Annotated in this window: 24 protein-coding genes and 1 tRNA gene; 11 read left to right on the top strand and 14 right to left on the bottom strand. The window is 68.1% G+C overall.

The window, feature by feature from the left end:
• The first annotated feature begins 78 nt into the window (after window positions 1–78).
• The 3 genes from ACFVWL_RS12910 to ACFVWL_RS12900 all read left to right on the top strand — a co-directional run bounded on the left by ACFVWL_RS12910 (window position 79) and on the right by ACFVWL_RS12900 (window position 3,413).
• Entirely contained in the window at window positions 79–1,044 is a 966-nt protein-coding gene (locus tag ACFVWL_RS12910; protein ID WP_387183241.1) for an acetylxylan esterase, read from the top strand.
• A 114-nt stretch (window positions 1,045–1,158) separates the two neighbouring features.
• Window positions 1,159–1,887, top strand: a complete 729-nt coding sequence (locus ACFVWL_RS12905) for a response regulator transcription factor (protein ID WP_017828429.1) — start codon at window positions 1,159–1,161, stop codon at window positions 1,885–1,887.
• A gap of 26 nt (window positions 1,888–1,913) precedes the next feature.
• Window positions 1,914–3,413 carry a sensor histidine kinase gene (locus tag ACFVWL_RS12900; RefSeq protein WP_387183237.1) on the top strand — a complete coding sequence of 500 codons (1,500 nt, stop codon included), beginning with the start codon at window positions 1,914–1,916 and terminating at the stop codon, window positions 3,411–3,413.
• 24 nt (window positions 3,414–3,437) lie between these two features.
• Here ACFVWL_RS12900 and ACFVWL_RS12895 read toward each other — a convergent pair whose 3' ends face one another.
• The 6 genes from ACFVWL_RS12895 to ACFVWL_RS12870 all read right to left on the bottom strand — a co-directional run bounded on the left by ACFVWL_RS12895 (window position 3,438) and on the right by ACFVWL_RS12870 (window position 9,073).
• A complete protein-coding gene (locus ACFVWL_RS12895; protein ID WP_387183234.1) occupies window positions 3,438–5,012 on the bottom strand; it encodes a flavodoxin reductase in 1,575 nt (524 codons plus the stop codon).
• 53 nt (window positions 5,013–5,065) lie between these two features.
• The gene (locus ACFVWL_RS12890) at window positions 5,066–5,947 is read right to left on the bottom strand and encodes an FAD:protein FMN transferase (RefSeq protein ID WP_387183231.1); all 882 of its coding nucleotides are present in this window, start codon (window positions 5,945–5,947) and stop codon (window positions 5,066–5,068) included.
• A 14-nt stretch (window positions 5,948–5,961) separates the two neighbouring features.
• A complete protein-coding gene (locus tag ACFVWL_RS12885) occupies window positions 5,962–6,435 on the bottom strand; it encodes a hypothetical protein (protein ID WP_387183229.1) in 474 nt (157 codons plus the stop codon).
• A gap of 93 nt (window positions 6,436–6,528) precedes the next feature.
• Entirely contained in the window at window positions 6,529–7,563 is a 1,035-nt protein-coding gene (locus ACFVWL_RS12880) for a ribose-phosphate diphosphokinase (protein WP_387183227.1), read from the bottom strand.
• Between the two features lie 6 nt (window positions 7,564–7,569).
• Window positions 7,570–9,000, bottom strand: a complete 1,431-nt coding sequence (glmU, locus tag ACFVWL_RS12875; protein WP_387183224.1) for a bifunctional UDP-N-acetylglucosamine diphosphorylase/glucosamine-1-phosphate N-acetyltransferase GlmU — start codon at window positions 8,998–9,000, stop codon at window positions 7,570–7,572.
• Between the two features lies 1 nt (window position 9,001).
• Window positions 9,002–9,073 (bottom strand) — tRNA-Gln (locus tag ACFVWL_RS12870).
• Between the two features lie 112 nt (window positions 9,074–9,185).
• Here ACFVWL_RS12870 and ACFVWL_RS12865 point away from each other — a divergent pair.
• Genes ACFVWL_RS12865 through ACFVWL_RS12855 form a run of 3 tightly spaced genes read left to right on the top strand, consistent with a single transcriptional unit; the run spans window position 9,186 to window position 11,142 of the window.
• The gene (locus ACFVWL_RS12865) at window positions 9,186–9,659 is read left to right on the top strand and encodes a GNAT family N-acetyltransferase (protein WP_387183221.1); all 474 of its coding nucleotides are present in this window, start codon (window positions 9,186–9,188) and stop codon (window positions 9,657–9,659) included.
• 30 nt (window positions 9,660–9,689) lie between these two features.
• A complete protein-coding gene (locus ACFVWL_RS12860; RefSeq protein ID WP_029260528.1) occupies window positions 9,690–10,184 on the top strand; it encodes a MarR family winged helix-turn-helix transcriptional regulator in 495 nt (164 codons plus the stop codon).
• Between the two features lie 19 nt (window positions 10,185–10,203).
• Window positions 10,204–11,142, top strand: coding sequence for a pseudouridine synthase (locus ACFVWL_RS12855; RefSeq protein WP_387183217.1), 939 nt, complete (start codon window positions 10,204–10,206; stop codon window positions 11,140–11,142).
• On the opposite strand, the gene ACFVWL_RS12850 is transcribed toward ACFVWL_RS12855, so the two are convergent.
• The 3 genes from ACFVWL_RS12850 to ACFVWL_RS12840 all read right to left on the bottom strand — a co-directional run bounded on the left by ACFVWL_RS12850 (window position 11,129) and on the right by ACFVWL_RS12840 (window position 13,845).
• Complete coding sequence (locus tag ACFVWL_RS12850; protein ID WP_021198776.1) at window positions 11,129–11,788, bottom strand: methionine ABC transporter permease; 660 nt, start codon at window positions 11,786–11,788, stop codon at window positions 11,129–11,131. The genes ACFVWL_RS12855 and ACFVWL_RS12850 overlap by 14 nt on opposite strands.
• Entirely contained in the window at window positions 11,788–12,831 is a 1,044-nt protein-coding gene (locus ACFVWL_RS12845; protein ID WP_387183213.1) for a methionine ABC transporter ATP-binding protein, read from the bottom strand. Before ACFVWL_RS12845 ends, ACFVWL_RS12850 begins: the two co-directional genes overlap by 1 nt.
• 102 nt (window positions 12,832–12,933) lie before the next feature.
• Complete coding sequence (locus tag ACFVWL_RS12840) at window positions 12,934–13,845, bottom strand: MetQ/NlpA family ABC transporter substrate-binding protein (RefSeq protein ID WP_387183210.1); 912 nt, start codon at window positions 13,843–13,845, stop codon at window positions 12,934–12,936.
• Window positions 13,846–14,140: 295 nt separating this feature from the next.
• Between ACFVWL_RS12840 and ACFVWL_RS12835 the strand changes: the two genes are divergently transcribed.
• Window positions 14,141–14,770 carry a hypothetical protein gene (locus ACFVWL_RS12835; protein ID WP_387183208.1) on the top strand — a complete coding sequence of 210 codons (630 nt, stop codon included), beginning with the start codon at window positions 14,141–14,143 and terminating at the stop codon, window positions 14,768–14,770.
• 85 nt (window positions 14,771–14,855) lie between these two features.
• Here ACFVWL_RS12835 and ACFVWL_RS12830 read toward each other — a convergent pair whose 3' ends face one another.
• The 3 genes from ACFVWL_RS12830 to ACFVWL_RS12820 all read right to left on the bottom strand — a co-directional run bounded on the left by ACFVWL_RS12830 (window position 14,856) and on the right by ACFVWL_RS12820 (window position 19,548).
• Window positions 14,856–15,833 carry an NADP-dependent oxidoreductase gene (locus tag ACFVWL_RS12830; RefSeq protein WP_387183205.1) on the bottom strand — a complete coding sequence of 326 codons (978 nt, stop codon included), beginning with the start codon at window positions 15,831–15,833 and terminating at the stop codon, window positions 14,856–14,858.
• A 90-nt stretch (window positions 15,834–15,923) separates the two neighbouring features.
• Complete coding sequence (locus ACFVWL_RS12825) at window positions 15,924–17,690, bottom strand: Na+/H+ antiporter (RefSeq protein WP_387183202.1); 1,767 nt, start codon at window positions 17,688–17,690, stop codon at window positions 15,924–15,926.
• A 40-nt stretch (window positions 17,691–17,730) separates the two neighbouring features.
• A complete protein-coding gene (locus tag ACFVWL_RS12820; protein ID WP_387183199.1) occupies window positions 17,731–19,548 on the bottom strand; it encodes an ABC-F family ATP-binding cassette domain-containing protein in 1,818 nt (605 codons plus the stop codon).
• A 42-nt stretch (window positions 19,549–19,590) separates the two neighbouring features.
• On the opposite strand from ACFVWL_RS12820, the gene ACFVWL_RS12815 reads away from it, so the two are divergent.
• Entirely contained in the window at window positions 19,591–20,547 is a 957-nt protein-coding gene (locus ACFVWL_RS12815; protein ID WP_387183196.1) for a spermidine synthase, read from the top strand.
• Here the strand turns inward: ACFVWL_RS12815 and ACFVWL_RS12810 are convergent.
• Window positions 20,544–21,659, bottom strand: a complete 1,116-nt coding sequence (locus tag ACFVWL_RS12810) for a DUF998 domain-containing protein (RefSeq protein ID WP_387183193.1) — start codon at window positions 21,657–21,659, stop codon at window positions 20,544–20,546. The genes ACFVWL_RS12815 and ACFVWL_RS12810 overlap by 4 nt on opposite strands.
• A gap of 152 nt (window positions 21,660–21,811) precedes the next feature.
• Between ACFVWL_RS12810 and ACFVWL_RS12805 the strand changes: the two genes are divergently transcribed.
• Genes ACFVWL_RS12805 through ACFVWL_RS12795 form a run of 3 tightly spaced genes read left to right on the top strand, consistent with a single transcriptional unit; the run spans window position 21,812 to window position 23,296 of the window.
• Window positions 21,812–22,462, top strand: coding sequence for an HAD-IA family hydrolase (locus ACFVWL_RS12805; protein WP_387183190.1), 651 nt, complete (start codon window positions 21,812–21,814; stop codon window positions 22,460–22,462).
• 58 nt (window positions 22,463–22,520) lie between these two features.
• Window positions 22,521–22,877, top strand: a complete 357-nt coding sequence (locus ACFVWL_RS12800; protein WP_028503454.1) for a YidH family protein — start codon at window positions 22,521–22,523, stop codon at window positions 22,875–22,877.
• Window positions 22,874–23,296 carry a DUF202 domain-containing protein gene (locus tag ACFVWL_RS12795; RefSeq protein WP_387183187.1) on the top strand — a complete coding sequence of 141 codons (423 nt, stop codon included), beginning with the start codon at window positions 22,874–22,876 and terminating at the stop codon, window positions 23,294–23,296. The genes ACFVWL_RS12800 and ACFVWL_RS12795 overlap by 4 nt, the downstream gene beginning before the upstream one ends.
• Window positions 23,297–23,328: 32 nt before the next feature.
• On the opposite strand, the gene ACFVWL_RS12790 is transcribed toward ACFVWL_RS12795, so the two are convergent.
• Window positions 23,329–23,766: an Lrp/AsnC family transcriptional regulator gene (locus tag ACFVWL_RS12790; protein ID WP_196802707.1), complete on the bottom strand. Its 438-nt coding sequence runs from the start codon at window positions 23,764–23,766 to the stop codon at window positions 23,329–23,331.
• Between the last annotated feature and the right edge of the window lie 71 nt (window positions 23,767–23,837).

Below are 23,837 nucleotides of genomic sequence, written 5' to 3'. Positions count from 1 at the left end.
CACCGAACCCGCGCGCCGCCCGCTCCGACGGACGCCGGTAGCGTCGACGAGGCAGACCATCTCGAAAGGACCCACGCGGTGACCCAGAACCCTCCAGAGGAGCTGACGGAGTACTCGCTGAGCACCCTCCTGACCCCGCTCGCCTCGCCGGAGGAGCCCGAGGACTTCGACGGCTTCTGGCAGGCGACGTTCCAGGAGTTCGGCGCGGGGCCGGTGGCATGGGAGGTCGCCCAGGAGCACGCCGCGACCGCGACGCATCGCGTGACGGAGATCCGCTTCCGCTCCTCGGCCGGGGAGGACGCCACCGCCTTCGCGATGCTGCCCCACGCCGTCACAGACATCCGCAGCGGCCTCGTCGTCGGACACGGCTACGGCGGCCGGACCGGACCCGACGTCGAACGGGTGCCCGCCCACACTGCGGCGATCTTCCCGGTCGCCCCCGGCACGCACGTCGGCACCGCCAGTCGCTTCCCCGCCTCGCCCGACCAACATGTGCTGGCCGGCATCGCGCACCGCGACACATACTCCCACCGCTTCAGCGCGGCCGACATCTGGCGCGCGGCGACCATCCTCCTCGAGATGACGCCCTCCGCGGCGGGGTCGCTCGACTTCAGCGGCGGCAGCTTCGGCGGCGGCATCGGCGCCCTGGCCCTCCCCTGGGACGCCAGGTTCCGACGGGCGGCCCTCGATGTTCCGAGCTTCGGGAACCACGACGTGCGCCTCTCTCGACGGTGCACCGGCAGCGGAGAGGCCGTTCGACAGCATCTGCAGGACCACCCCGAGGTGCGGCCGGTGCTCGACTACTTCGATGCGGCGATCGCGGCACGACGCCTGCACCTGCCCGTGCACGTGAGCGCAGCGATGCTCGACCCCGCAGTGGACCCGCGGGGACAGTTCGCGGTCTATCACGCACTGTCGGGCCCGAAGCGGCTCGGGGTGCGCGCGGCCGGTCACCTCGACGGCCCCGTCGGCGCACTGTCCGACCGGCTCGCCCTGCAGGACGGCATGGATTTCCTCGCACTTCCCGATGAACGCGTCAGGTGAACACCCCCTCGCCCACACGGCATCGCCCGACATCGGACGACATCGGCCGCATCTCTCAGTCAACGCATAGCGTTCTCCATAGAAATCGCATAGGAGATTCCGCAGAATAGGGACATGACCAGCGACCTGCCCGAACTGCGCCGTCCCGACGGCTCCCCCCTGCGCATCCTCGCCGTCGACGACGAGCAGATGCTGACCGACCTGCTCGCGATGGCCCTGCGGATGGAGGGCTGGGAAGTGCGCACCGCCTCCTCGGGCATGGAAGCGCTCCAGGTCGCGCGCGAGTTCGAGCCGGATGCGCTCGTGCTCGACATCATGATGCCCGACCTCGACGGGATGTCGGTGCTCAAGCGCCTCCGCGAATCGGGCAACCTCGTCCCCGTGCTGTTCCTCACCGCGAAGGATGCCGTGGGAGATCGCGTCGCCGGCCTCACCGCCGGGGGCGACGACTACGTCACCAAGCCGTTCAGCCTGGAAGAGGTGATCGCACGACTGCGGGCGATCATCCGCCGCACCGGTCACGCCACCGCCGACGACGGCCAGTCGATCCTGCGCGTCGCCGACCTCACCCTCAACGAGGACAGCCACGAGGTCGTGCGCGACGGCACCGAGATCGAGCTCACCGCGACCGAGTTCGAGTTGCTGCGCTACCTGATGCGCAACGAGCGCCGGGTGCTGTCGAAGGCGCAGATCCTCGACCGGGTGTGGAGCTACGACTTCGGCGGCAAGTCCTCCGTCGTGGAGCTGTACATCTCGTACCTGCGCAAGAAGATCGACGCCGGCCGAACACCTCTGCTGCACACGGTCCGCGGTGTCGGGTACATGATCAAGGCCCCGCAGTGAGCCCAGCGACGGTGATGAGACGGCCGATGAGCCTGCAGACACGGCTGATGACCGCCGTGATCGGATTCGTCTCGCTGATCCTCATCATCGTCGCCGTCATCACCAGCGCGACGCTGGGCAAGACGATGGAAGACCAGCTCGACCAGAAGGTGAACAACGTCGCACACCAGCTACTCGGTGTGGTCCAGGCCTTCACGCCCTCTGCCACCACCGCGGAGAACATTCTGACCGGCCCGTACTCACCGCCGGCCGGGGTGCTCTTCATCGTCTCGAGTCCGGTGACGGGCTACAGCGGCGCGGTCGTGAAGAGCAACGACGACGACAAACTCACCGGCACCCTGCAGCCACTGACCCGGACGCAGATCACCGAGGTCGCGCTGGCACTGCAGGACGGTGCGACCGTGGCCACGGTCTCGCTCACCGACCTCGGTTCGTACCGGATCATGGCACCGCGGTCGAGCAACGGCGTCTTCGTGGTGGCCGGACTCCCGCGCGATGAGATCCAGAGCCAGCTCACGCAGCTGCTCACCGTGATCGCGCTCGCGACGATCGGCGGTCTGATCCTGCTCGCCCTGACCACAGCCATCACCATCCGGGTGAGCCTGCGTCCGCTCCGCGCCGTCGCCATGACGGCGACCAGAGTGGCCAACCAACAGCTCGACCGCGGTGAGGTGACCATCACCGAGCGAGTACCCGCATCCGAAGCAGATCCGCGCACCGAGACCGGAATCGTCGGGGCCTCGCTGAACAAGCTCCTCGATCACGTGAACACGTCGCTCGCCTCCCGCCAGAAGAACGAGGAGCGGATGCGGCGCTTCGTCGCCGACGCCAGCCACGAGCTGCGCACCCCGCTCGCCTCCATCCGGGGATACTCGGAGTTGTCGCTGCGCGCGCTGCGTCAGTCGAACGCGCAGGCGGAGCGCCCGGAGGTCATCGAGAGCACGACGTCGTCTCTGGAGCGCATCCAGGCCCAGTCGCTGCGGATGACCCGCCTCGTCGAGGACCTGCTGCTGCTCGCCCGTCTCGATGAAGGCCAGGAACTGGTCTACGGCACGGTCGACCTCACCCAGCTCGCTCTCGAAGGCCTCTCGGACGCACGTCCGACGGCGGTCGACCACCACTGGAACATCGACGTGCCCGACGAGCCCGTCACGATCCTGGGCGACGCCGGACGCATGCACCAGGTCGTGGCGAACCTGCTCGCGAATGCCCGCACCCACACGCCCGCCGGCACGACCGTCACACTCAGCGTCGCGCAGGAGGGCGAGGAGGCGGTGCTGCGCGTGCACGACGACGGTCCGGGGATCGACCCCGCCATCCGCGACGAGCTGTTCGCCCGCTTCGCCCGCGGCGACAGCTCTCGAGCCCGCCAGACCGGTGGAACGGGACTGGGCCTCGCGATCGCGAAGGCCATCGTCGAGGGCCACCACGGCTTCATCACCGTGGCCAGTGAGCCCGGCGACACGACCTTCACCGTCCGCATCCCGATGAACCCGGCGACGGCCGGCGACACCGCCGAAGCCTGACCTCCGGCGCTCCCGTCCGTCGGCTCAGTATCCGGCGAAGGCGTCGGTCGTGAGGCTGCGCGCCTTCTGCAGCGCAGGGGCGAGGTCGGCGATGAGCCGCGGCGGTCCCGAGATGAAGGCGTGACGGGTGGCCAGGTCGGCGACGGTGCGCTCGAGGGTCTCCGCGTCCAGACGCGCACCCTGCGCCCAGGACCAGTGCGCCGGCAGGTCGGCCGGCTCGTCACGTGTGAACACCACTGTGCGCACCCCCGTCGCAGCGAGCTCATCGCGGAAGGCGAGCTCCGATGCCTCGGATGCCACGTACACGAGCACCACGTCGCGCCGCTGCCCCGTCGCCTGCAACTGCCGCAGCTGCGACACGAAAGGCGTCACGCCGATGCCCGCCGCGACCATGAGCACCGGCTGTTCGCCCCGCGGCAGGATGAAGTCACCCCAGGTGCCGGTCACGGCGAAGGTCGCCCCCGGCTCGGCGGCGGCGAGAGCGCGCTTGTAGCTCGACGGGTGCTTCTGGTCGCCGTTCTTGTACGCGATGCGGAGCGTTGGAAGATCAGCCGGTGCCGACACGATGCTGAACTCTCGCCGAGTTCCGCGGGCGTCGGGGCGATGATGCGGAACGTCGAGCTCGAGGTACTGTCCCGGCAGGAAACGCACCCGCCCCTTGGCCCGGAATGTCAGCTCCTGCGCGGTCGGCGTGACGAACTCGCGCCGTTCGAGCACGAGCCGCACCGACCCGCGCAAGGCGAAGGCGAACGCCACCAGGTTGCCGATCAGCAGCGCGCGCTCCTGTCCGAGCGTGAACAGCCCGGCCACCGAGATCGGCCACCCCGCGAACAGGCCCACCACGACGGCCACCGCGAGCTGCTGCCGACGACGCGGTGGGAGGGTGAGCGGCTCCGACAGCATGAACGCTCCGAGGAACAGGAATGGCGACTGCAGCACCGCGAACTGCAGGGCTGTCGGGATGTCGAAGGCGATGTCGAACTCCACGGCCTGCACCGCCTGCCGCACCACCGAGGTGGCGACGGCGACGAGGAGGAACACCAGCACGACCCGGATCTTCTCGGTGCGCCAGAGCACCGCGAGGCCCAGCACCGCCACGGGAATCGTGAGCACAGGCGTGCCGACCCACCACGACGACGAGGTGCCCAGCCACTCGAAGGCGCCGAATGCTCCGAGGATCGAGACCACGGCGGCTCCGAACGCGGCCGGGTTGAATATGTGGCGACCACGCCAGGCGATCAGATACTTCGAGACGCTCGCGACGGCGCCGGCGAGGGCCAGACCGAGGAGCGTGCCCGGCTCGGCGCCGGGCCGAAGCACGAACAGCAGGATGAGTGCGGTCACCAGCGAGGACTCGATGCGCCACGGCAGCCGGAGGATGCGCTGCGCCGCCGCATCGACAGCGGAGATGACGACCGCGAGCACGAGGAACGACGCCACGAGCTCGAGCGGGGTGGGCGAGACGATCACGCCGAACAGCGACAGCGCGAAGGCGATGACCGCGAGAGCGATGAGCGCGAACAGCACGAGGCGGTACATCGACAGCGAGCCCAGCACCGCGAGGACCCGCTGACGTGCGGCGGCGAATGACGTGATCACGTTTCCACTCTTCCCTACTTCCGGACAGCTGGTTCGGTTCTGGACGGCTGGGCCTAGTTCTGGACGGAGGGGTGCGCGTCTCCCACGACGACGAACAGTTCGGCCGGGCACCCGGGTGACCGCTGCACGCGTCCGTCGGTGCTCATCCGCACCCATTCGACGCCCCAGGTCGCCGCGATCTCGCTGCCGCCGTCGAAGAAGAGGGCCGTCGCCACCGCGTCGGCCGTCATCGCCTCCGGCGCCCACGCCCAGCTGGCGGCCCAGGTGCGCACCGGCAGCCCGGTGCGGGCGTCGAGCACATGATGCAGCCCGCTCCCCCACGCCCTCCGGTTGATCGCCGACGCGCACAGCGCCTGATCCCGCACCTCGACGACCCCGATCGCCTTCGTCGGGTCGTACGGATGCTCGAGGCCGATGCGCACACCGGCACCACGGACTCGGATGTCGCCGCCGGCATCGACCACGAGATCTCCGGGCACGGGCGCCAAGACCTCCGTGACGAGGTCGACGAGACGTCCTTTTCCGAGAGCGCCGACGTCGACCAGGGCCGGGGCGGACGCCGTGACCTCGGTATCGGTCCACGACAGCCGGTGCTCCCAGGCTTCCGGTGCGCGGACCGGTTCCCCCGCGACGAGAGAGTAGTCCGCGTCGTATCCGAGCGCTTCGAGGCTGTCGGCGACGAGCGGGTTCACGGCACCGCCGGTCGCGGCGGAGAGCTCGCGGTAGGCGTCGAGCATCGCCCGGGCGTCGGTGGAGGCGAAGCTGCCTCCTTCTCGACCGAGACGCACGACGTCGGAGTCGGCGCGGAACCGGGACCACTCGCGGTCGAAGCGCTCGATCTCCGCCGTGACCTCTGCGCGCGCCGCGTGCGGCAGCGTGTCGGTCGTCTCGATCTCCCAGTGCGTTCCGATGGCCTCGAAGCGCCAGCTCCCCATGAGGCGTCAGGCGCCTACGAGGCCGCCTGCTCCTTGATCGACTCGACGGCCTTGTTGAATCCGCCGCTGGTGAGCGACGAACCCGCGACGCGGCTGACGTTCAGGTCGTCGAGCGCCTTGCCGTCGACCTCCTCGGAGATCCCGTCGATGAACTGCCCCTGATACTGCTTGCTCTCGGGGGCCTGCGGGTCTCCCGTCACCTCGACATCGGTCACGACGCCGTCGGCGAGCGTGAGGGTGACGGAGATCTTCTCCACCGTCTCCGGCGTCTGGTACGACCCCTCCGCGGTGTACGTGCCGTCGGCATAGGTCGCTGTGGAGTCGCCGCCGGACGATGACGAGGACGAACCGGCGTCCGGCGTGCTGCCGTTGTCAGCCGGAGTCTCGGCGTCGGCGTTCCCGGAGCATCCGGCGAGGACGAAGAGTCCCGCGACCCCGAGGAGTGCGGTTCCCTTGCGGACAGAGGTCGGTACGGTCGTGCGGATCATGGTGGTCCTCCCGGCTCGGTGTCGGCCGACGCGCTCGTCGACCATTCGACCGTAAGCACCGCGGCTATGCGCGGGCTGTGCCGTGACGATGCGTTACGCGTCGCCGCCGAACATGCTCGTCACGGAGCCGTCTTCGAAGACCTCGTGGATCGCACGCGCCAGCAGTGGGGCGATCGGCAGGATCGTCAGCTTGTCCCAGCGACGCGACTCGGTGAGTGGAATCGTGTCGGTGATGACGACCTCGTCGATGGACGAGTCCTGCAGTCGATCGGATGCCGGGTCGCTGAAGATCGCGTGCGTCGCGGCGACGATCACGCGATGCGCACCGGCCGCTTTGAGCGCCTGCGCGGCCTTGACGATCGTCCCGCCGGTGTCGATCATGTCGTCGACGAGAAGGCAGGTGCGGCCTTCCACGGCGCCGACGATCTCGTGCACGGAGACCTGGTTGGCGACCTTGGGGTCGCGACGCTTGTGGATGATCGCCAGCGGTGCACCGAGGCTGTCCGACCAGGTGTCGGCGACGCGCACGCGGCCCATGTCGGGCGAGACAACGGTGAGGATCTCACGGTCGTCGGGCGACAGCGTGCGCTCGAAGTAGTCCAGGAGCACGGGCTTGGCGAACAGGTGGTCGACGGGACCGTCGAAGAAGCCCTGGATCTGCGCCGCGTGCAGGTCGACGCTCATGACCCGGTCGGCGCCCGCGGTCTTCAGCAGGTCGGCCACCAGGCGGGCGCTGATCGGCTCGCGACCACGGCCCTTCTTGTCCTGACGCGAATACGGATAATACGGCGCGACCACGGTGATGCGCTTGGCCGATGCACGCTTGGCGGCGTCGATCATGATGAGCGTCTCCATGAGCCACTCGTTGACCGGCTCGCCGAAGGTCTGGATCAGGAAGAGATCCACACCGCGGATTGACACCTCGAAGCGGGCGTAGATCTCGCCCGAGGCGAACGTGCGGTGCTCGACCGGCGCGATCTCGGTACCGAGCGCTTCGGCGACGGCCGCGGTGAGTTCGGGATGCGAACGTCCACCGGCGACGACGAGCCGCTTCTTGGTCTTCGCGATGATCCCGGGGGCCACGCCGTTGTCGCGATCCAGATCGACCGTCTTCTTCTTGCGCGCCATGTCCGCCTATTCCGCCGAATTCTCGCGGGACGCAGCATCCGCCGCGCCCGTCCCTGCTCTGTTCTTCTCGACCCAGCCTTCGATGTTGCGCTGGGGGGCGACGCTCATGGCCAGCGCGCCGGCGGGGACGTCCTTGCGGACGACGGCGCCTGCACCGGTCTTCGCACCGGCTCCCAGCCTAACGGGCGCGACGAGCACCGTGTGCGACCCGGTGTGCACCTCGTCACCGATCTCGGTGCGGTGCTTGTTCACGTCGTCGTAGTTCGCCGTGATCGTGCTCGCCCCGAGGTTCACCCCGCGGCCGATCGTCGCATCGCCCACGTAGGAGAGGTGCGGGACCTTGCTGCCCTCGCCGATCTCGGCGTTCTTGGTCTCGACGTAGGCGCCGATCTTGCCCTTGGCTCCGAGGATCGTGCCGGGGCGCAGGAACGAGAACGGCCCGACGGTCGCTTCGGCGCCGATGACGGCCAGAGTGGCATCGGTGCGGCGGACGATCGCGTCCTCACCGACCTCGCAGTCGACCAGTGTGGTGTCGGGGCCGACGACCGCACCGGACGCGATCACCGTGGCGCGCAGGATCTGCGTGTTCGGGAGGATCGTGACGTCGGGCGAGAGCTTCGCATCGTCGTCGATCCACGTGGTCGCCGGGTCGATCACGGTGACGCCCTCGAGCTGCCAGCGACGCACGATGCGCTGGTTGAGCAGACGTCCGACCTCGGCCAGCTGGGCGCGGTCGTTGACGCCGAAGGTGACCGAGATGTCGGAGACGACGGATGCCGCCACCCGGTCGCCGTCACGACGGAGCAGGCCGGGCACGTCGGTCAGGTACATCTCGCCCTGGGCGTTGTCGACGCCGACCCGCGGAAGGTAGGCCCGAAGCGTCGCCGCACGGAAAACGTACATCCCGGCGTTGATCTCGCGGACGGCGGCTTCCTCGGCGGTCGCGTCCTTCTGCTCGACGATGCGGTCGACTCCCCCGTCGGCGTCGCGGACGACGCGTCCGTAGCCGGTCGGATCGTCGACCAGCGCCGTCATCAGCGTGGCCGGTGCGCCGGAGGCACGGTGCTCCGCCAGGAACGCGGAGAGGGTGTCGACATCGGCCAGCGGGCAGTCGCCGGAGAGGACGAGCACATCGCCGTCGAAGTCGGCGGGGAGGGCATCGACGGCGACCTGCACCGCACGACCGGTTCCCGGGATCTCGTCCTGGTCGACGAACACCGCGTCGGGGTAGTCGGCCGTGAGGGCTGCGACCACCTGATCGCGCTCGTGCCGGACGACGACCTCGACGTGCGCGGCCTGCAGCCGCCCCGCGGTGGTGAGCACGTGCCCCACCAGCGGACGTCCGCTGATCGGGTGCAGCACCTTCGGCAGGCGCGACTTCATGCGAGTGCCCTGGCCTGCGGCGAGGACGATGATGGCGAGATTGTTCCCAGTCATGCTCCGCCGCCAGGACTCGAACCTAGACCTAACAGCTCCAAAGGCTGTCGTGCTGCCATTACACCACGGCGGACCGCGCCGCCCGCGAGGGCGCCGCGGGGTCAAGTCTGCCATGCTCCGGCCCCGGTTCTGCTGACACCGCCGCCCGTCATCCGCGCGAAATACCGATCTGCAATGCTGACGACATGAGCATCGTCATCGAACAGGTGGAGGCCGCGAGCCCCGCTCTCGCCGAGTTCCTGGTCGCCCACCACGCGGAACTGGAGCACACGGCCCCCGCGGAAAGCCGCCATGCCCTGGTCTTCGAGCGGCTGCTGGCTCCGGGTGTGCGACTGTTCGCCGGCCATCTCGACGGCCGCCCCGTCGCCACCGGGGCGCTGGCGACGGTCGAGGACGGGCATGAGGAGATCAAGTCGATGCGCACCGACCCCGGTCTGCGGGGGCGCGGTCTCGGACGCACGATGCTCGCCTTCCTCCTGGACGATGCCGCGTCCCGTGGCGTCCGCCGGATCTCCCTCGAAACCGGAAGTGCCGAGTTCTTCGTTCCGGCGCGCGCCCTGTACTCCGCGGCCGGCTTCCGCGAATGCGGCCCGTTCGGCTCCTATGCGCTCGACCCGTACAGCACGTTCATGACGCTCGAGCTGCACCCGCCGTCCTGATCCCCGGCCCGCACGCGCGATAATGGGCGGATGAGCGAGGTGGATGAGGTCGACCGGATCGTCGGCGCGTGGAACACCCAGCGCCCCGACCTCGACTTCTCCCCCCTGGAGGTCCTGTCGAGGATGGACCGGCTGTCGCGACACCTCGACCGCGCCCGCCGTGACGTGTTCCGTCGCAGCGACCTGGAGCACTGGGAGTGGGACGTGCTCTCGGCGCTGCGCAGGGCCGGCGCGCCTTTCCAGCTCTCCCCCAAGCAGCTGCTGCAGCAGACGCTGGTCTCGAGCGGCACCATGACCAACCGGATCGACCGCCTCGTCGGGCGGCGCTTCGTCCGCCGCGAAGCCGACCCCGGCGACGGCCGCAGCGTGCTGGTGACCCTCACCGACGACGGGCGCATCCGCGTGGATGCCGCCATCACGCGGCTCGTCGACGTGGAGGCCGATCTGCTGCAGGCACTCTCCCGTTCGGATCGCGATCGCCTCGCCGGGTTGCTGCGCAAGCTGAGTCTGAGCTTCGACTCGTGACCGGCCGCAGCTGATGGGCATGCCCTCTCCTCTCCCCGTGCGCGACGGCGTGGGAGCCACACGGCTGCACGTGCCCCTCACCGGCTCGTGGCCCACCGTCGCCGCGTACATGGTCGAGCGCTTCTTCCACCTCGATCCGGAGCGGCTGCTCGAACGGTTCGACCGCGGCGACATCGTGCGGGCCGACGGCTCTCCCGTCCCGCGCGACGCCCCGCTCGGCAGCGTCGAGTTCGTCTGGTACTACCGCGAACCCGCCGTCGAGACGCGGATCCCGTTCGAGATCGAGATCCTGCACCAGGACGAGCACCTCGTCGTGGTGGACAAGCCGCATTTCCTGCCCACGACGCCCGGCGGCAAGTTCCTGCAGAACTCGGCGCTGGTGCGGCTGCGCAACCTCCTCGACAACCCCGACCTGGCGCCGATCCACCGCCTGGACCGGGCGACCGCCGGGCTGCTGATGTTCTCGTCACGACCCGCGACCCGTGGTGCCTACCAGCTGATGTTCGAGAATCGGCAGGTGCAGAAGGTGTACGAAGCGGTATCCGCCCTCCCCGAGCGCGGCGAGCTCCCGTCGTTCCCCGTCGTCTACCGCAACCACATCGAGAAGCCGCGCGCCCAGGTGCGCGTGCAGGTCGACGACACCAGGGAGCCGAACGCCGAGACGCTGATAGAGCGGATCCGCAGCGACGACCACGTGGTGCACACGCTGCTGCGGCCGCACAGCGGCAAGATGCATCAGCTGCGCGTGCACCTCGCTGCCCTCGGCATCGGCATCCTGAACGACCGGTTCTACCCGGAGCTGCTCGACGACCTGCCCGACGACTTCGACCGCCCGCTGCAGCTGCTCGCTCGTGAACTGCACTTCATCGATCCGCTGAGCGGGACGGAGCGGGTGTTCACCACTCGTCGCACCCTGCAGGAGGCGCCTGCCGACGAGGCTTCCCTCAGCGGCGCATGACCTTGCGGGCCAGGCGGGTTCCGAGCGTCTGCGCCACGTGCACGAAGACGACGATGAGCAGCACGGCCGCCCACATCACCACGGGCTCGAACTGACGACGTCCGTAGGTCAGTGCGAAGTTCCCGAGACCGCCTGCACCGATGTAACCCGCCATCGCGGTCATGTCGATGAGGGCGACGATGACGAACGTGTACCCGAGGATGAGCGGCCCCAGGGCCTCCGGGATCACGACGGTGAAGAGCGTCCGCCAGGGGCCGGCCCCCATCGCGCGTGCGGCTTCGATCACTCCGGGTGAGACCCCGACGAGATGCTGTTCGACGATGCGGCCGATCGCGAACATCGAGGCCACGACGAGCGCCACGATCGCGGCGTTCGTGCCGATGCCGCTGCCCACGATGAAACGCGAGAACGGGATCAACACCGTGATGAGGATCACGAACGGGATGGGGCGGAAGAAGTTGATGAAGAGATTCAGGACTGCGGAGACCGCCCGATTCTGCAGCATCCCTCCCGGCCTGGTGAGGTACAGGCCGACGCCGATCAGACCGCCCAGCAGGCCGCCCAGCACCAGAGTGAGAGAGACCATGTAGAGAGTCTCGACAGCAGCCGTCCAGAACTCCGGCCCCAGCTCGATGAGACGATCCATCAGCGCACCTCCTCGCTGTCGATGTCGGACACGTCGACATGTGGGGCGATGCTCGCGAGCGTCTGCTGGATGACACCGTCCTCGCCGCGGATCGCGAGAGTGAGGTGCCCGAAGGCACGCCCGCGGATGTCGTTGATGCCCCCGAACACGAGCTCGAATTCCAGTCCCGCGTCGGCGAGCTGGAGAAAGACCTGCGCCTGGGACGGACCGCCGTCACGGAAAGAGAACGTCACGAGGCGTCCATCGTGACGTTCACGGAGCACCGCCCGTTCAGACGGAGAGGGCACCCCCTTCACGACCGTGCCGACGAACCGCTGCGAAGCGGCGTGCTGTGGGTTGGAGAAGACCTCGAACACGTCGCCGTGCTCGATGACGCGACCGCGGTCCATGACGGCGACCTTCGTTGCAATCGTCTGGATGACATCCATCTCATGCGTGATCACGACGATCGTCACGCCCTGTTCCTCGTTCACCTTCTTGAGCAGTGCCAGTACCTCGTGCGTGGTCTCCGGGTCGAGCGCGCTGGTCGCCTCGTCTGCGAGGAGGATGGCCGGCCTCGTGGCGAGGGCTCTGGCGATGCCCACACGCTGCTTCTGACCGCCGGAGAGCTGTTCGGGGTATGAGCGCGCCTTGTCGCTCAATCCCACGAAGCTGAGCAGCTCGGTGACACGCGCCTCGATGTCGGGCTTCGACCATCCGGCCAGCTTGAGGGGATACGCGACGTTCGCCCGCACGCTCTTCGACGAGAAGAGATTGAACTGCTGGAAGATCATTCCGATTCCGCTGCGCACCCGGCGCAGCTCGCGCTCCGCGAGAGCCGTGATCTCCACGCCGCCGACAGTGATGCGCCCCTCGGAGGCAGGCTCCAGAGCGTTGATGAGACGCACGAGCGTCGACTTGCCCGCCCCGGAGTATCCGATGATGCCGTAGACATCTCCCTGATCGATCTGCAACGTGACGCCGTCGACCGCCGTGATCTGCTCGTCAGCCCCAGCCGGGGACGGGTATCTCTTCGATACGTTCTCGAGGGACACGATGGGCATGGAGTGCTCCGGTCTTGAGGGGGGAAGGAAGGGCGTGGTCGACCTGCAGACGACGAATCGGGCGACGCTCGCGCGTCGCCCGATTCTCTCAGGTCGACCTGATCAGCTGTTCGCCGCGACGTCCTTCTGAACGTCCTTGAGCAGCGAGGCCAGCTCGTCGGCCGGCGTCTGCAACGTGACGCCGGTGCCGCCCGACGACTTCGCCAGACCTTCCTGCACGTTCTTGTCGGTCTGGAAGATCTCGACCAGTTTGAGGTAGGTCTCGTTGTCGACGTCTTCGGCGCGGGACGCGAAGATGTTCACGTACTGGAGCGCACTCGGGTCCTCGGGGTCGTCGGTGAAGAGCGCGTCGTCGAACGAGAGCCCCGCATCCTCCACGAAGTCGTTGTTGATGACGGCTGCTGCGACGTCGGGCAGGGCTTCAGGGGTGAGGGCCGCCTCCAGCGCTGTGACCTTGACCTTGGACGTGCTCTCATCGACGTCAGCGAGATCCGAGAAGGCGGTGCCGCCGTCCTTCAGATCGACGAGTCCGGCGGCCTTCAGCACCAGCAGCGCCCTGGCCTGGTTCGAAGCATCATCGGGTACAGCGACGGTCTCGCCTTCCGGGATGTCCTTGACGGAATCGTACTTCGTCGAATAGAGACCCAGCGGGTAGATCTGCGTCGATCCGATCGCCGCGAGATCATCGCCCGATGCCTCGTTGTACTGAGCCAGATACACGATGTGCTGGAACTGGTTGAGGTCCACCTCACCCTCGCTCAACGCGGGGTTCGGAAGCTCGTACGAACCGAAATCGACGAGCTCGACGGTGATGCCTTCCGCCGCAGCCGCATCCACGAACGCGGGCCACTGCGGATCGCTCTCGCCGACGACGCCGATCTTGACGACCTCGTTCTCGGACGATCCCTCACTGCCGGATCCGGCATCGGACGACCCCGTGGCGCACCCGGTGAGTGCGACGAAGAGCGGGACCGCGGCGAGCGCGGCCAGGATGGAAGTGGTGCGGCGTGACATGTGAAGGAGTTCCTCTCTTGGGGGACTCGAATACGTTAGGCAGGCCGCGCGACGCACGCGGAATCGAGTGTCACACGGCGTCACAGCGACAGGTCGACCGTCTTCACCCGACTCGAATCGACCGCGCGCGCCTGCGCCCTGGCCGACCGTCATCGAACGACACAGGCTGCGACGGTGAGAAACAGTCGGCGACGGCGAGAAACAGTCGGCGACAGCAATCGCACCATGTGTTCTGCTCGACGCACTCGAAAGAGTGTCGGTGCCGTCCGGCGCCGATCCCACGACCGGAGACGTCATGAAAACACGAAAGAAAGTCGCACTCGCCACGGCCACCGCGGTACTTCTGTCCTTCTCACTGCCTGCCGCCGCTCACGCGGCGGCAGAGGAGCCTCTCTACGCGAACTCGACAGTCGTCGTCACCGATGTGAGGACCGGAGCGATCGTGTATCAGCAGTCGGAGCAGATACCTGTGGATACGAACAGCACGTCGGCCACGATCGAAGCGCGGATCCCTTCGACCGAATCATCAGCTGCTCCGACCGAGCCGGGCATCATCGCCCCGCGGTCCTCCGTCGGCGGGAATCACGACAACGGTTCGGTCAAGTCGTCGATCACGATCCAGTACACCTTGAAGGGCGATCAGATTCGGACAGAGAAGGTCACGGGCAGCTGGACGCCCGACCCGGGGTTCGGACTCAAAGAGCGGAAGGTGGAGATCTACAGCGGCGGTGGAGTGCCGTCGATCATCAAGAAGGCGCCGACGGCGAACAGCTACAGCTACAGCACCGGATGGGGCTTCCAGATCAAGCCACCGCAGAACTCTCTCACCTCCCCTCGGGTTCTGGCCGAGGTGAAGTACCAGCTCTCGGGGACGGGCAGTGCGTGGCTGAAGCTGACGCACTGGGTCGACCTGTCCGGTATCTGATCCCGTGGTGAGGAAGGGTCCGAGCAGTGTTCGCACGCTCGGACCCTTCTCTCACCTCACACGCGAAGGCGTGCGGCACACAGCGTCACAGCGGGCGCGAAGAGCGCGGTGCGCGCAACGCCAGCTTTCCCACGTAATGGCTTCGCAGCGCGTGGTGCGCCTGGGCGACCTCGTCCGCGTCGAACACCTGCGCCACGTGCGGGGCGATGAGGCTGGACTCGATGACCTCGTTCAGACGCTGCAGTGCCGCTCGGCTGCGGTCGCCGTCGTAGAACGACACACGTTCGACGACCTCGGCCGACGGCGGCGGATTCACACCGTGCGCCCACGCGATGCGCCCCGACGGTGCCACCCCGCGCAGCGCATCCTCGGCCGCCCGACCTCCGGCGGTGACGAGTGCGCCGTCGAGGCCCTCCGGAGCGAAGCCCTCGATGGCCGCCATCACGTCATCCCGCCTCCCGTCGACGGCGACATCGGCGCCGAGGCCCTCGGCCAGCGACACTCCGTCCTGTCCTGAGGCCACCGCGAGCACCCGGAGTCCACGGTGTTTGGCAAGCTGCACCGCGAGGTGACCGATCCCTCCGCTCGCGCCGAAGATCATCACGGTGTCTCCGGGGCGCGCATCGATCGTGTCGAGTCCGCTCGTGGCCGTCAGCGCGTCCCAGGCGAGCACTCCGGCCTGCTCGTCGGTCAGGCGCGCGGGCACCGGGGCGACATGCTCCTGGTCGACCACCGCATACTCGGCGTAGAACCCGCCTCGCGGGACGGGGGTCGACGCGGCGTACACCCGATCCCCCGGAGCGAAGCGCGTCACGTCGGCGCCGACCGCCTCGACCGCCCCCGCACCTTCCCACCCGAGGATGTAGGGGAAGGTCGACGGCACGCCGAAAGCTCCCTCGTAGTGGCCTGCGCGCTCCTCCCGATCCCATGACCCGATGCCGGCGACATCGATGCGGATGAGCACATCGCCTTCGCCGACCGCGGGGATCGGAACCGACTGTTCGCGCAGCTCCCCCTCGTCGCCGAATCGATCGAGAATGATGGCTCTCATCGTGGTGGACATCGGTCTCCTCGTTCTCAGGCGGATCGTTCTGGCGGGTGCGCTCCGTCGTCGTCTCGATGCGCTCCGACCGCGGTGACGTCCGCTCGGTGTTCAGTCGTACTCCTCGATCCCCTGCAGGCGCACCTGCTCGAGGTCGAGTCGGGCGGAGATGCGGCGCACGACGACGTCGTCGACCGTGCCGGCGCCGCGCAGCCCGAGGAGGACCTCACGCTTGCGGTCGATGAGGGCGAGCTTGAGACGCGTGTGCTCCTCATGCCGGATCAGCGGCGAGCGCTGCGCGAGGTCGACATCGGTCGAGGTCGCGATCATCTGCAGCACCGTGCCGTCGGTGGCCTTCCCCTCTGTCGCCTGCGAGGTTCCGCCTCCCGTGGTGGGGTCGTCTCCGATGTCGGCGGTTCCGGCACTGAGGGGGTCGGGCTCGCCGAGCATCTCGTCGAGAGCATCGGCTTCCGCGTCGACGAGGGCCTGCTCGCGGGCCAACGACCGGGCGTTCGCGAACTCGAGCATCTGATAGCCCTCCGACCGCACGCGATCGAGGACCTCCTGCCCCACGCCGTGCTCAGCCGCGAGGTCGTCGAGAGCGGCGAGCGCCGCCCCGGAGATCGCCCGTTCGGCGAGTTCGTATTCCTCGTCCTCGACGTGGTCGACGGGGAACCGCGCCCACCGCACGATCGCGGGCAGGAGCGGTCCCTGCACGAGCAGACTCAGCAGGATGACGCCGGCGGTCACGAACACGATCTCATCGCGACCGTTGATGGCCCCACCCTCTGTGATGCTCGTGGGGACCGACAGCGCGATCGCGAGCGAAACGGCGCCGCGCATACCGGCGACGGTGGAGACGACTCTGGCCCGTGCCCTGGCGCCGCGTGCGGGTCTCGGACCGGCCTGACGCTGGAACAGCACGTTCAGCAGCTGGAACAGATAACGCACGACCAGCAGTGTCGCCCACACCGCGAGGGTGATGAGCACGAGACGGCCGATCGCCGCTGCCGAGATCTCGTGCACGACGTACTGCACCTCGAGCCCGATCAGCACGAACAGGGCGCCGTTGAGCAGGAAGACGCCGAACGGCCAGGCCGCATCTGCCTGGCGTCGGGACGAGGCGGTCGTGACGCGCGGTGACACGTACGCGACGATGAGCCCGGCCACGACGACCGCGAGCACACCGGAGGCGTGCACCATCTCGGCGACGAGGAACGCCGTGAACGGGATCAGCAGCAGGGCGACGTTGATCACGATCGTCGACGAGGTGCGACGCAGCAGCAGGTAGCCGAGAGCGGCGACCACGACACCGGCCGCGATCCCGCCGACGTAGGAGACCAGCACGTCGAGGGTGACCGACAGCGGGGTGATCTGGCCGCCGAGTGCGAGCGACACCGCGATCGCGTACAGCACCAGTGCCGTGCCGTCGTTGGTCAGGCTCTCGGCCTTGAGCTTCATGAACATGCGGCGCGGCAGCAGCCGCCCGAGGGCCGCGACGGCCGTGGCATCCGGTGGCGCGACCGCGGCACCCAGGATGAGGGCGATCTCCCACGGCATCCCGAACAGCACACCGATGCCGGCGACCGCGAACGCCGAGGCGACGACGAGCACCGTGCTCATCGGCAGGATGTAGCGGAAGTCGCGTCGGATCGACCGCAGAGACGTGGTGAGGCTCTCCCAGAAGAGCATCACCGGGAGGAACAGCAGCAGCACCGTCTCCGGAGGCAGCTGCACTTCTCGCAGCTGCGGCACGAAGCCGAGCAGCAGTCCGAAGATGACGAGGACGAGGGGCAGCGCGAGGCGCACGCGCCGGGCGATCAGGGTTCCGACGAGAATCGTGAGTCCGAGCAGGACTGTTACTTCGAGGCCTTCCATCCCTACCTCCCAACAGCGTTGAGAGAAGGATATTCCTCGGTCAGCCGATCTCCTCGTTGAGTTCGAACCAGCGCAGCTCCAGCTCCTCGATCTCAGCCTGCTGCTCGCTGATCTTCTTCATCCGGTCGCCGAGGCCCGCATAGTCGGACTGGTCGTGGTCGGCCAGCGCGGTCTTCGCCGCGTTCACCTGCTGTGTGAGCTTCTGGATGCGCCGCTCGAGGGCTGAGATCTCCTTCTGAGCGGTGCGGAGAGCTGCGCCGTCCAGGCCCTTGGCCGCTGCCGTCGCCGTCGCCGCTGAGGTCGCGGTCTGCTTCGATCCCGTGGAGGCCTGCAGGTGGCGCAGCCGCAGGTACTCGTCGACCCCGCCGGGGAGATGGCGCAGATGCCCGTCGAGGATCGCGTACTGCTGGTCGGTGACGCGCTCCAGGAAGTACCGGTCGTGGCTGACGACCAGCAGCGTGCCCGACCAGGAGTCGAGAAGGTCTTCGATCGCGGCGAGCATGTCGGTGTCGAGGTCGTTGGTCGGCTCGTCGAGGATGAGCACGTTCGGCTGGTCGAGCAGCACCAGCAGCAGCTGCAGCCGGCGCTGCTGACCACCGGAGAGATCCTTGACCGGAGTGGAGAGCTGGGCGGAGTCGAAACCGAGCCGCTCGAGCAGCTGGCCCGGCGTGAGGTCCTGCGCCTTGGAACCGGCACCCATCGTGTACGAGGTGCGCAGGCCCGAGATGATGACGCGCACCGGGTCGTTCCAGTGCTGCGTGAGCTCGTCGAGTCGCTGCGTGAGGGTCTGCACCTTCACGGTCGTGCCGCGCTTGACCCGGCCGACGGTCGGCTCCACGGTGCCGGAGATGAGTCCGAGCAGCGTCGACTTGCCGGCACCGTTCACGCCGAGGATGCCGGTGCGCTCCCCCGGTGCGATGCGCCACTCGATGTCGCGGAGCACGACTTTCTCGCCGCCGTCCGCGGTCGGGTAGGTCACACCGACGTCGAGGAGGTCCACCACGTCCTTGCCGAGGCGTGAGACGGCCAGCGACTGCAGCGACACCTTGTCGCGGATCTCGGGCACGTCGGCGATGAGCTCGTTGGCCGCGTCGATGCGGAACTTCGGCTTCGCCGTGCGGGCGGGTGCACCGCGACGGAGCCAGGCGAGCTCCTTCTTGGCGAGGTTCTGGCGCTTCGCCTCGGTGGCCGAGGCCATCCGGTCACGTTCGACGCGCTGCAGGATGTACGCCGCGTAGCCGCCCTCGAAGGGCTCGACGATGCGGTCGTGCACCTCCCAGGTCTCGGTGCTGATCTCGTCGAGGAACCACCGGTCGTGGGTCACGACCATGAGAGCGCCCGAGTTCGGTGACCAGCGCTTCTTGAGGTGCCCGGCGAGCCAGGTGATCGCCTCGACGTCGAGGTGGTTGGTGGGCTCATCGAGGGCGATGACGTCCCAATCCCCGGTCAGGAGCTTCGCGAGCGAGACCCGGCGGCGCTGCCCGCCGCTGAGGGATCCGATCTCGGCATCCCACGGCAGATCGGTGAGCAGCCCTTCGATGACGTCGCGCACTCGAGCGTCGCCCGCCCACTCGTACTCCGGGGTGTCGCCGACGACCGCGGCGCTGATCGTGAGGTCGTCCGGAAGGTTGTCGGCCTGATCGAGCACGCCGATCCGCGTTCCTCCGCGCACGGTGACGCGTCCGGAGTTCGGTTCCTTGATGCCGGCCAGCATGCCGAGCAGGCTCGACTTGCCGTCACCGTTGCGACCGACGATGCCGATGCGGTCGCCCTCCTCGATGCCGAGGGTCACGGAGTCGAAGACGACCCTGGTCGGATATTCGAGGTGGAGGGCTTCAGCCCCGAGAAGATGTGCCATGTTCCCTCAAGGGTAGTCGCGTGCCCGATCTAAGATCGACGGGTGCCAAGGAATCGCCGGGTGTTCTCGCTCATGCTCGACAATCGCAAAGCGAAGCTGGTGGAATCGAGAAGGCGAGCCGGGCGCTACGAGCTCAGCGTCGATGGGATTGCGCAGTCCGTCGTGTCGATGACCGATCCCACCGAACTCGAATACGCCTACACACAGCACATCGCCAGGGCGATGGATGCTGCGGCTGAGCCCGGGACACCGCTGTTCACCGTGCATCTGGGGGCCGGAGCACTCACCCTGGCACGCTACGTCGAGGCCACCCGTGCCCGATCCCGTCAACTCGTGGTCGAGTTCGAGCCCGCTCTCTATGCCGCAGTGATCGCCGCGCTGCCCCTGCCCCCCGGCGCTGATCTGCGGGTCATCTTCGGCGATGCCCGAGCGGTCGCAGACGCGGATCTTCCGGACGCGACGGGATCGTCGGTGCCGTCACCCCCTTCCCCCGTGCTCGGCGCCGCAGCGCACGGTGACACCGTGTCTGGCAGCAGCGCGGTCGACAGCAGCGCGGTCGACACTGATTGGGTGGATGCGCGCTTCACCGTCGTCGATCTGTGGGATGCCGCGGTCATCCGGCATCGTGTGGCCAGCCAGGAGTTCTACCGCCGCGTCGCCGCGCGCTCCGCAACGGGCGGCGTCGTGGCCGTGAACCTGCTCGACGGGCACCCGTTCGAGTACTCACGGCGACAAGCCGCCACACTGCGCACCGTGTTCGACCACGTCGCGGTCGTTCTCGACGCAGAACCGGAAGACGATGAAGGACCACTCGGCAACGTCGTCATCTTCGCGAGCGATGAGCCGCTGGACATCGTGACGAACCCCGATCTTCTCGGCTCACCGCGACCTCACATGCTCCACGACGGTTCTCTGACGTCGTGGATCGCTGAAGCGCGCATCATGACCGACGCCGACGGCACGGACTCCCCCGACCCCGACGATCCGATCTGGGACTAGCTCGCCTCCGCCGAAGCACTGGCCGTAGCTGCCGGCGCGGTGACCGACCCCGCTGTACGCAGGAACACGATGATCCAGCTGAAGATCAGCACGGCGGCGATCAGCTCGACCGCGGTGAGGTTGTAGTACCCGACCGCGAAGAACGCCGCGAGCAGGATGATGACCAGCACGTACACCCACCCGAAGGCGACGAACACGCGAGGGATGGTCGGCAGGAACCAGGGCAGCCCGACGACGACGATGCCGAAGACGACGGTCATTCCCGTGGCGACGGTGTTGTGCAGGAGGAAGAACTCGTCGACGGGGAAGATGCCGACGCACGCGAGGAAGATCCCCATCAGGATCAGCCCCCCGCGCACCATGAACCGCCCTCGACGCTCGTTCGGGCTCTCGGCCGGGAGGCCCGCGGTCGCGTAGCGCGAGATCGTCGTGATCATCACCCCGGCGATGACCAGCGTCACGTTGAAGGCGACCGATGCGCTGTTGGTGCTCATGCCGAGCGCGGACAGGTTGTCGCGCCACCAGTGCACGTCGCTGGAGGCGAGCATGCTGGCGAACGCACCGACCACGAGGAAGACCGCGAGCACCAGCGACAGCACCATCGGGGTCAGCGCCACGGCGCTGAGGAACGAGACGTATCCGGTCAGCGCGAAGGCGACAGCCACCAGGACGGCGCCGGGGAACGGGAACACCGGGGCATCGGTGAAGCTCCGTTCGAGAAGCTCGGCGATGCCGAGCCAGCCGAGACAGGCGATCGCCGCATGGGCGAAGGCGATCGCCGTGAGGTCGTACCACCGCAGCCGATCGCCCGGCACGCTGAACCCGTCGCGTGCGGCATCCGGATCCTGCTTCTCCGGGCGGACGGCGAGACGACCGAGGGTGAAGGCGATGATCGCGGTAGCCGCACCACCCCACGCGGCGAAGACGCCGATCGAACCGCTGCCGCTGATCGCCAGATCGTGCCCCCAGAACACCGGGAGACCGATGACGAAGCCCGCGACGAAGAAGCCGGCGCCGACGATCAGCGCGGTCGCCTCGAAGACGGCTTCTGCTGTCTCCGGACCCCGCACCTGCCGCAGCACCTGCATGACCCTGCTCGCGAGTGCGTTCATCCTCGTCCTTCCCGGACCACATCCTAGAAGGCGCGCGCTCTGGCCGCCGCGCGGTCGACGCCCCCGAGTTTCGCGACAACGGCGTGCGTGGTTCGCCGCACTTGAGAGCGCCCTGCCCCGACACCATCCGCTGCCGGCAGTAGCCTGGACGGGTGACTCAGACCATCGCCGCCCGCGCCGCCCTCCTCGACATGGACGGCACCCTCGTCGACTCGACTGCTGTCGTGGAAAGGCTGTGGCTCGCGTGGGCCGAACCGCATGGCATCGATCCCGAGACCGTGCTGCGCACCGTGCACGGCCGACAGGGGCATCAGAGCATGGCGATCATGCTGCCGGAGCGCGATCATGCGATCAACCTCCACGAGAACGACGTCATGCTCGCGAACGAGGCGGACGACGTCGACGGCGTGATCGAGATCCCGGGAGCCCGCGAGTTGCTCGATGCTCTGCGCCCGTTCCCGCACGCGATCGTCACCTCTGCCAACGTCGCCCTGATGACCGCACGGATGCGCGCGGCAGGACTGAGCGTCCCCGAACAGAGAGTCACGGCCGAGGACGTGTCCGCTTCCAAGCCCGATCCCGAAGGCTTCCTCCGTGCGGCAGAGCTGTTGGGGATGGCTCCGGCGGACTGCGTCGTGTTCGAAGATTCCGGCGCGGGTATCCAGGCGGGTCTCGCCGCGGGCATGCGCGTCATCGGCGTCGGGAAGCACGCGGCAGCGCACAACCCCACCGTTCTGGTCACAGACCTGTCGCAGGTTTCCGTCACGGCCACACCCGACGGGTTCGAGCTCACGATCGACTGACGTATGACCCCTCTCGCCCGTTGACTCGCCGAGAACACGGCGCCGCTACGATGAGGCGATGCGACGTTTCCCTGCCTCGGTGTACGCCATCGGAGAGGAACCCGATCCGCGTTTCTCCCTCGCGAACGAGCGGACGTTTCTCGCCTGGACTCGCACCGGGCTCGCACTGATCGCCGGTGGCGTCGCCCTGGAAGTGCTCGGACTCGACCTGCACGCCGGATTCCGCCTCGCTGCCTCGCTGCTGCTGATCATCACCGGCACTGCCGTCGCACCGCTCGCCTGGTGGGAATGGATGCGCGCCGAACGTGCATTGCGCCAGTCGCGTCCCCTGCCCGGCGCGTTCTCTGCGGTCGTGCTCGCCGTCGTCGTCACCGTCGTCGGTCTGCTCGTCGTGGCCGGGGTGCTCTGGCGGTGACGGGTCAGGGGCCGAGCGTTCGAGGGCCGTTCGATCCGGGTCTGCAGCCCGAGCGCACCGAGCTCGCGTGGCGCCGCACGGCTCTCGCGATCGCGATCGGCTCCCTCGTGTCGCTCCGGATCTTCCCCCTGATGCTGCCCTCGGCATTCGCGGCGTGGGGGTTCGTCCCGGGAGCAGTCGGCCTCGTCGCGGCCTGCGCGCTCTGGTCGGCCGCACGGCGACGTCAGCTGCGGATGACCGCGTGGCTGCATTCGACGTTGCCTGGTGCGATGCCTGGTGCGATGTCTGCCGGCCCGACGGCGCCGCAGGACCCACCCGGCGGCGGGATGCTGCTCGCCCTGACGGTGCTCGCGGCGGCGTTCGGGATCCTGTGCATCGGGATCGTCGTGGTGTCGTCTCTGCTCGCCAACGCGGGTTGACCGAGAGCTCAGGCAGCTGGCGACGCACCGGCTCAGTTCCGCGGGTAGTCCTCGAAGATCAGGGTCGTTCTGGTCGAGCGGATCGACGGGATCGCCTGGATGTCCTCCAACACGATGCGACGCAGATCACGGGCATCGTTCGCCCGCACCAGCAGGATCACGTCGAAGTCTCCACCGACCAGGGCCATGTGCTCGATCTCGGGAATCGCTCGAAGCCGCTCGCTCACCGCCTGCCACGTCGCCTGCTCGATGGCGAGCGTCACATAGGCGCTGGCGTGGTGCCCCAGGAGAACCGGGTCGGTACGCACGCCGTAGCCGGTGATGACGCCGGCGTCGGTGAGTCGTTTGATCCTCGCGTGCGCGCCGGCACGGGAGATGTGCACGGCATCGGCGATCGCCGTCATAGACGCCCGCGCATCGCGGCGCAGCTCTTCGAGGATCGCGTGATCCGTCTCATCCAGCGCGACCATGAGCCCCCTCCATCGGTGCAGAATTTCTGACACTTCGATCAAGAATGCACCACTAGTCACCCTTTCATCCA

This window comes from Microbacterium sp. NPDC058269, assembly GCF_042881445.1.
Lineage (GTDB): Bacteria > Actinomycetota > Actinomycetes > Actinomycetales > Microbacteriaceae > Microbacterium.
Note: the sequence above shows the minus strand (reverse complement) of the source record. Positions and strands in the feature narration are given on the sequence as shown.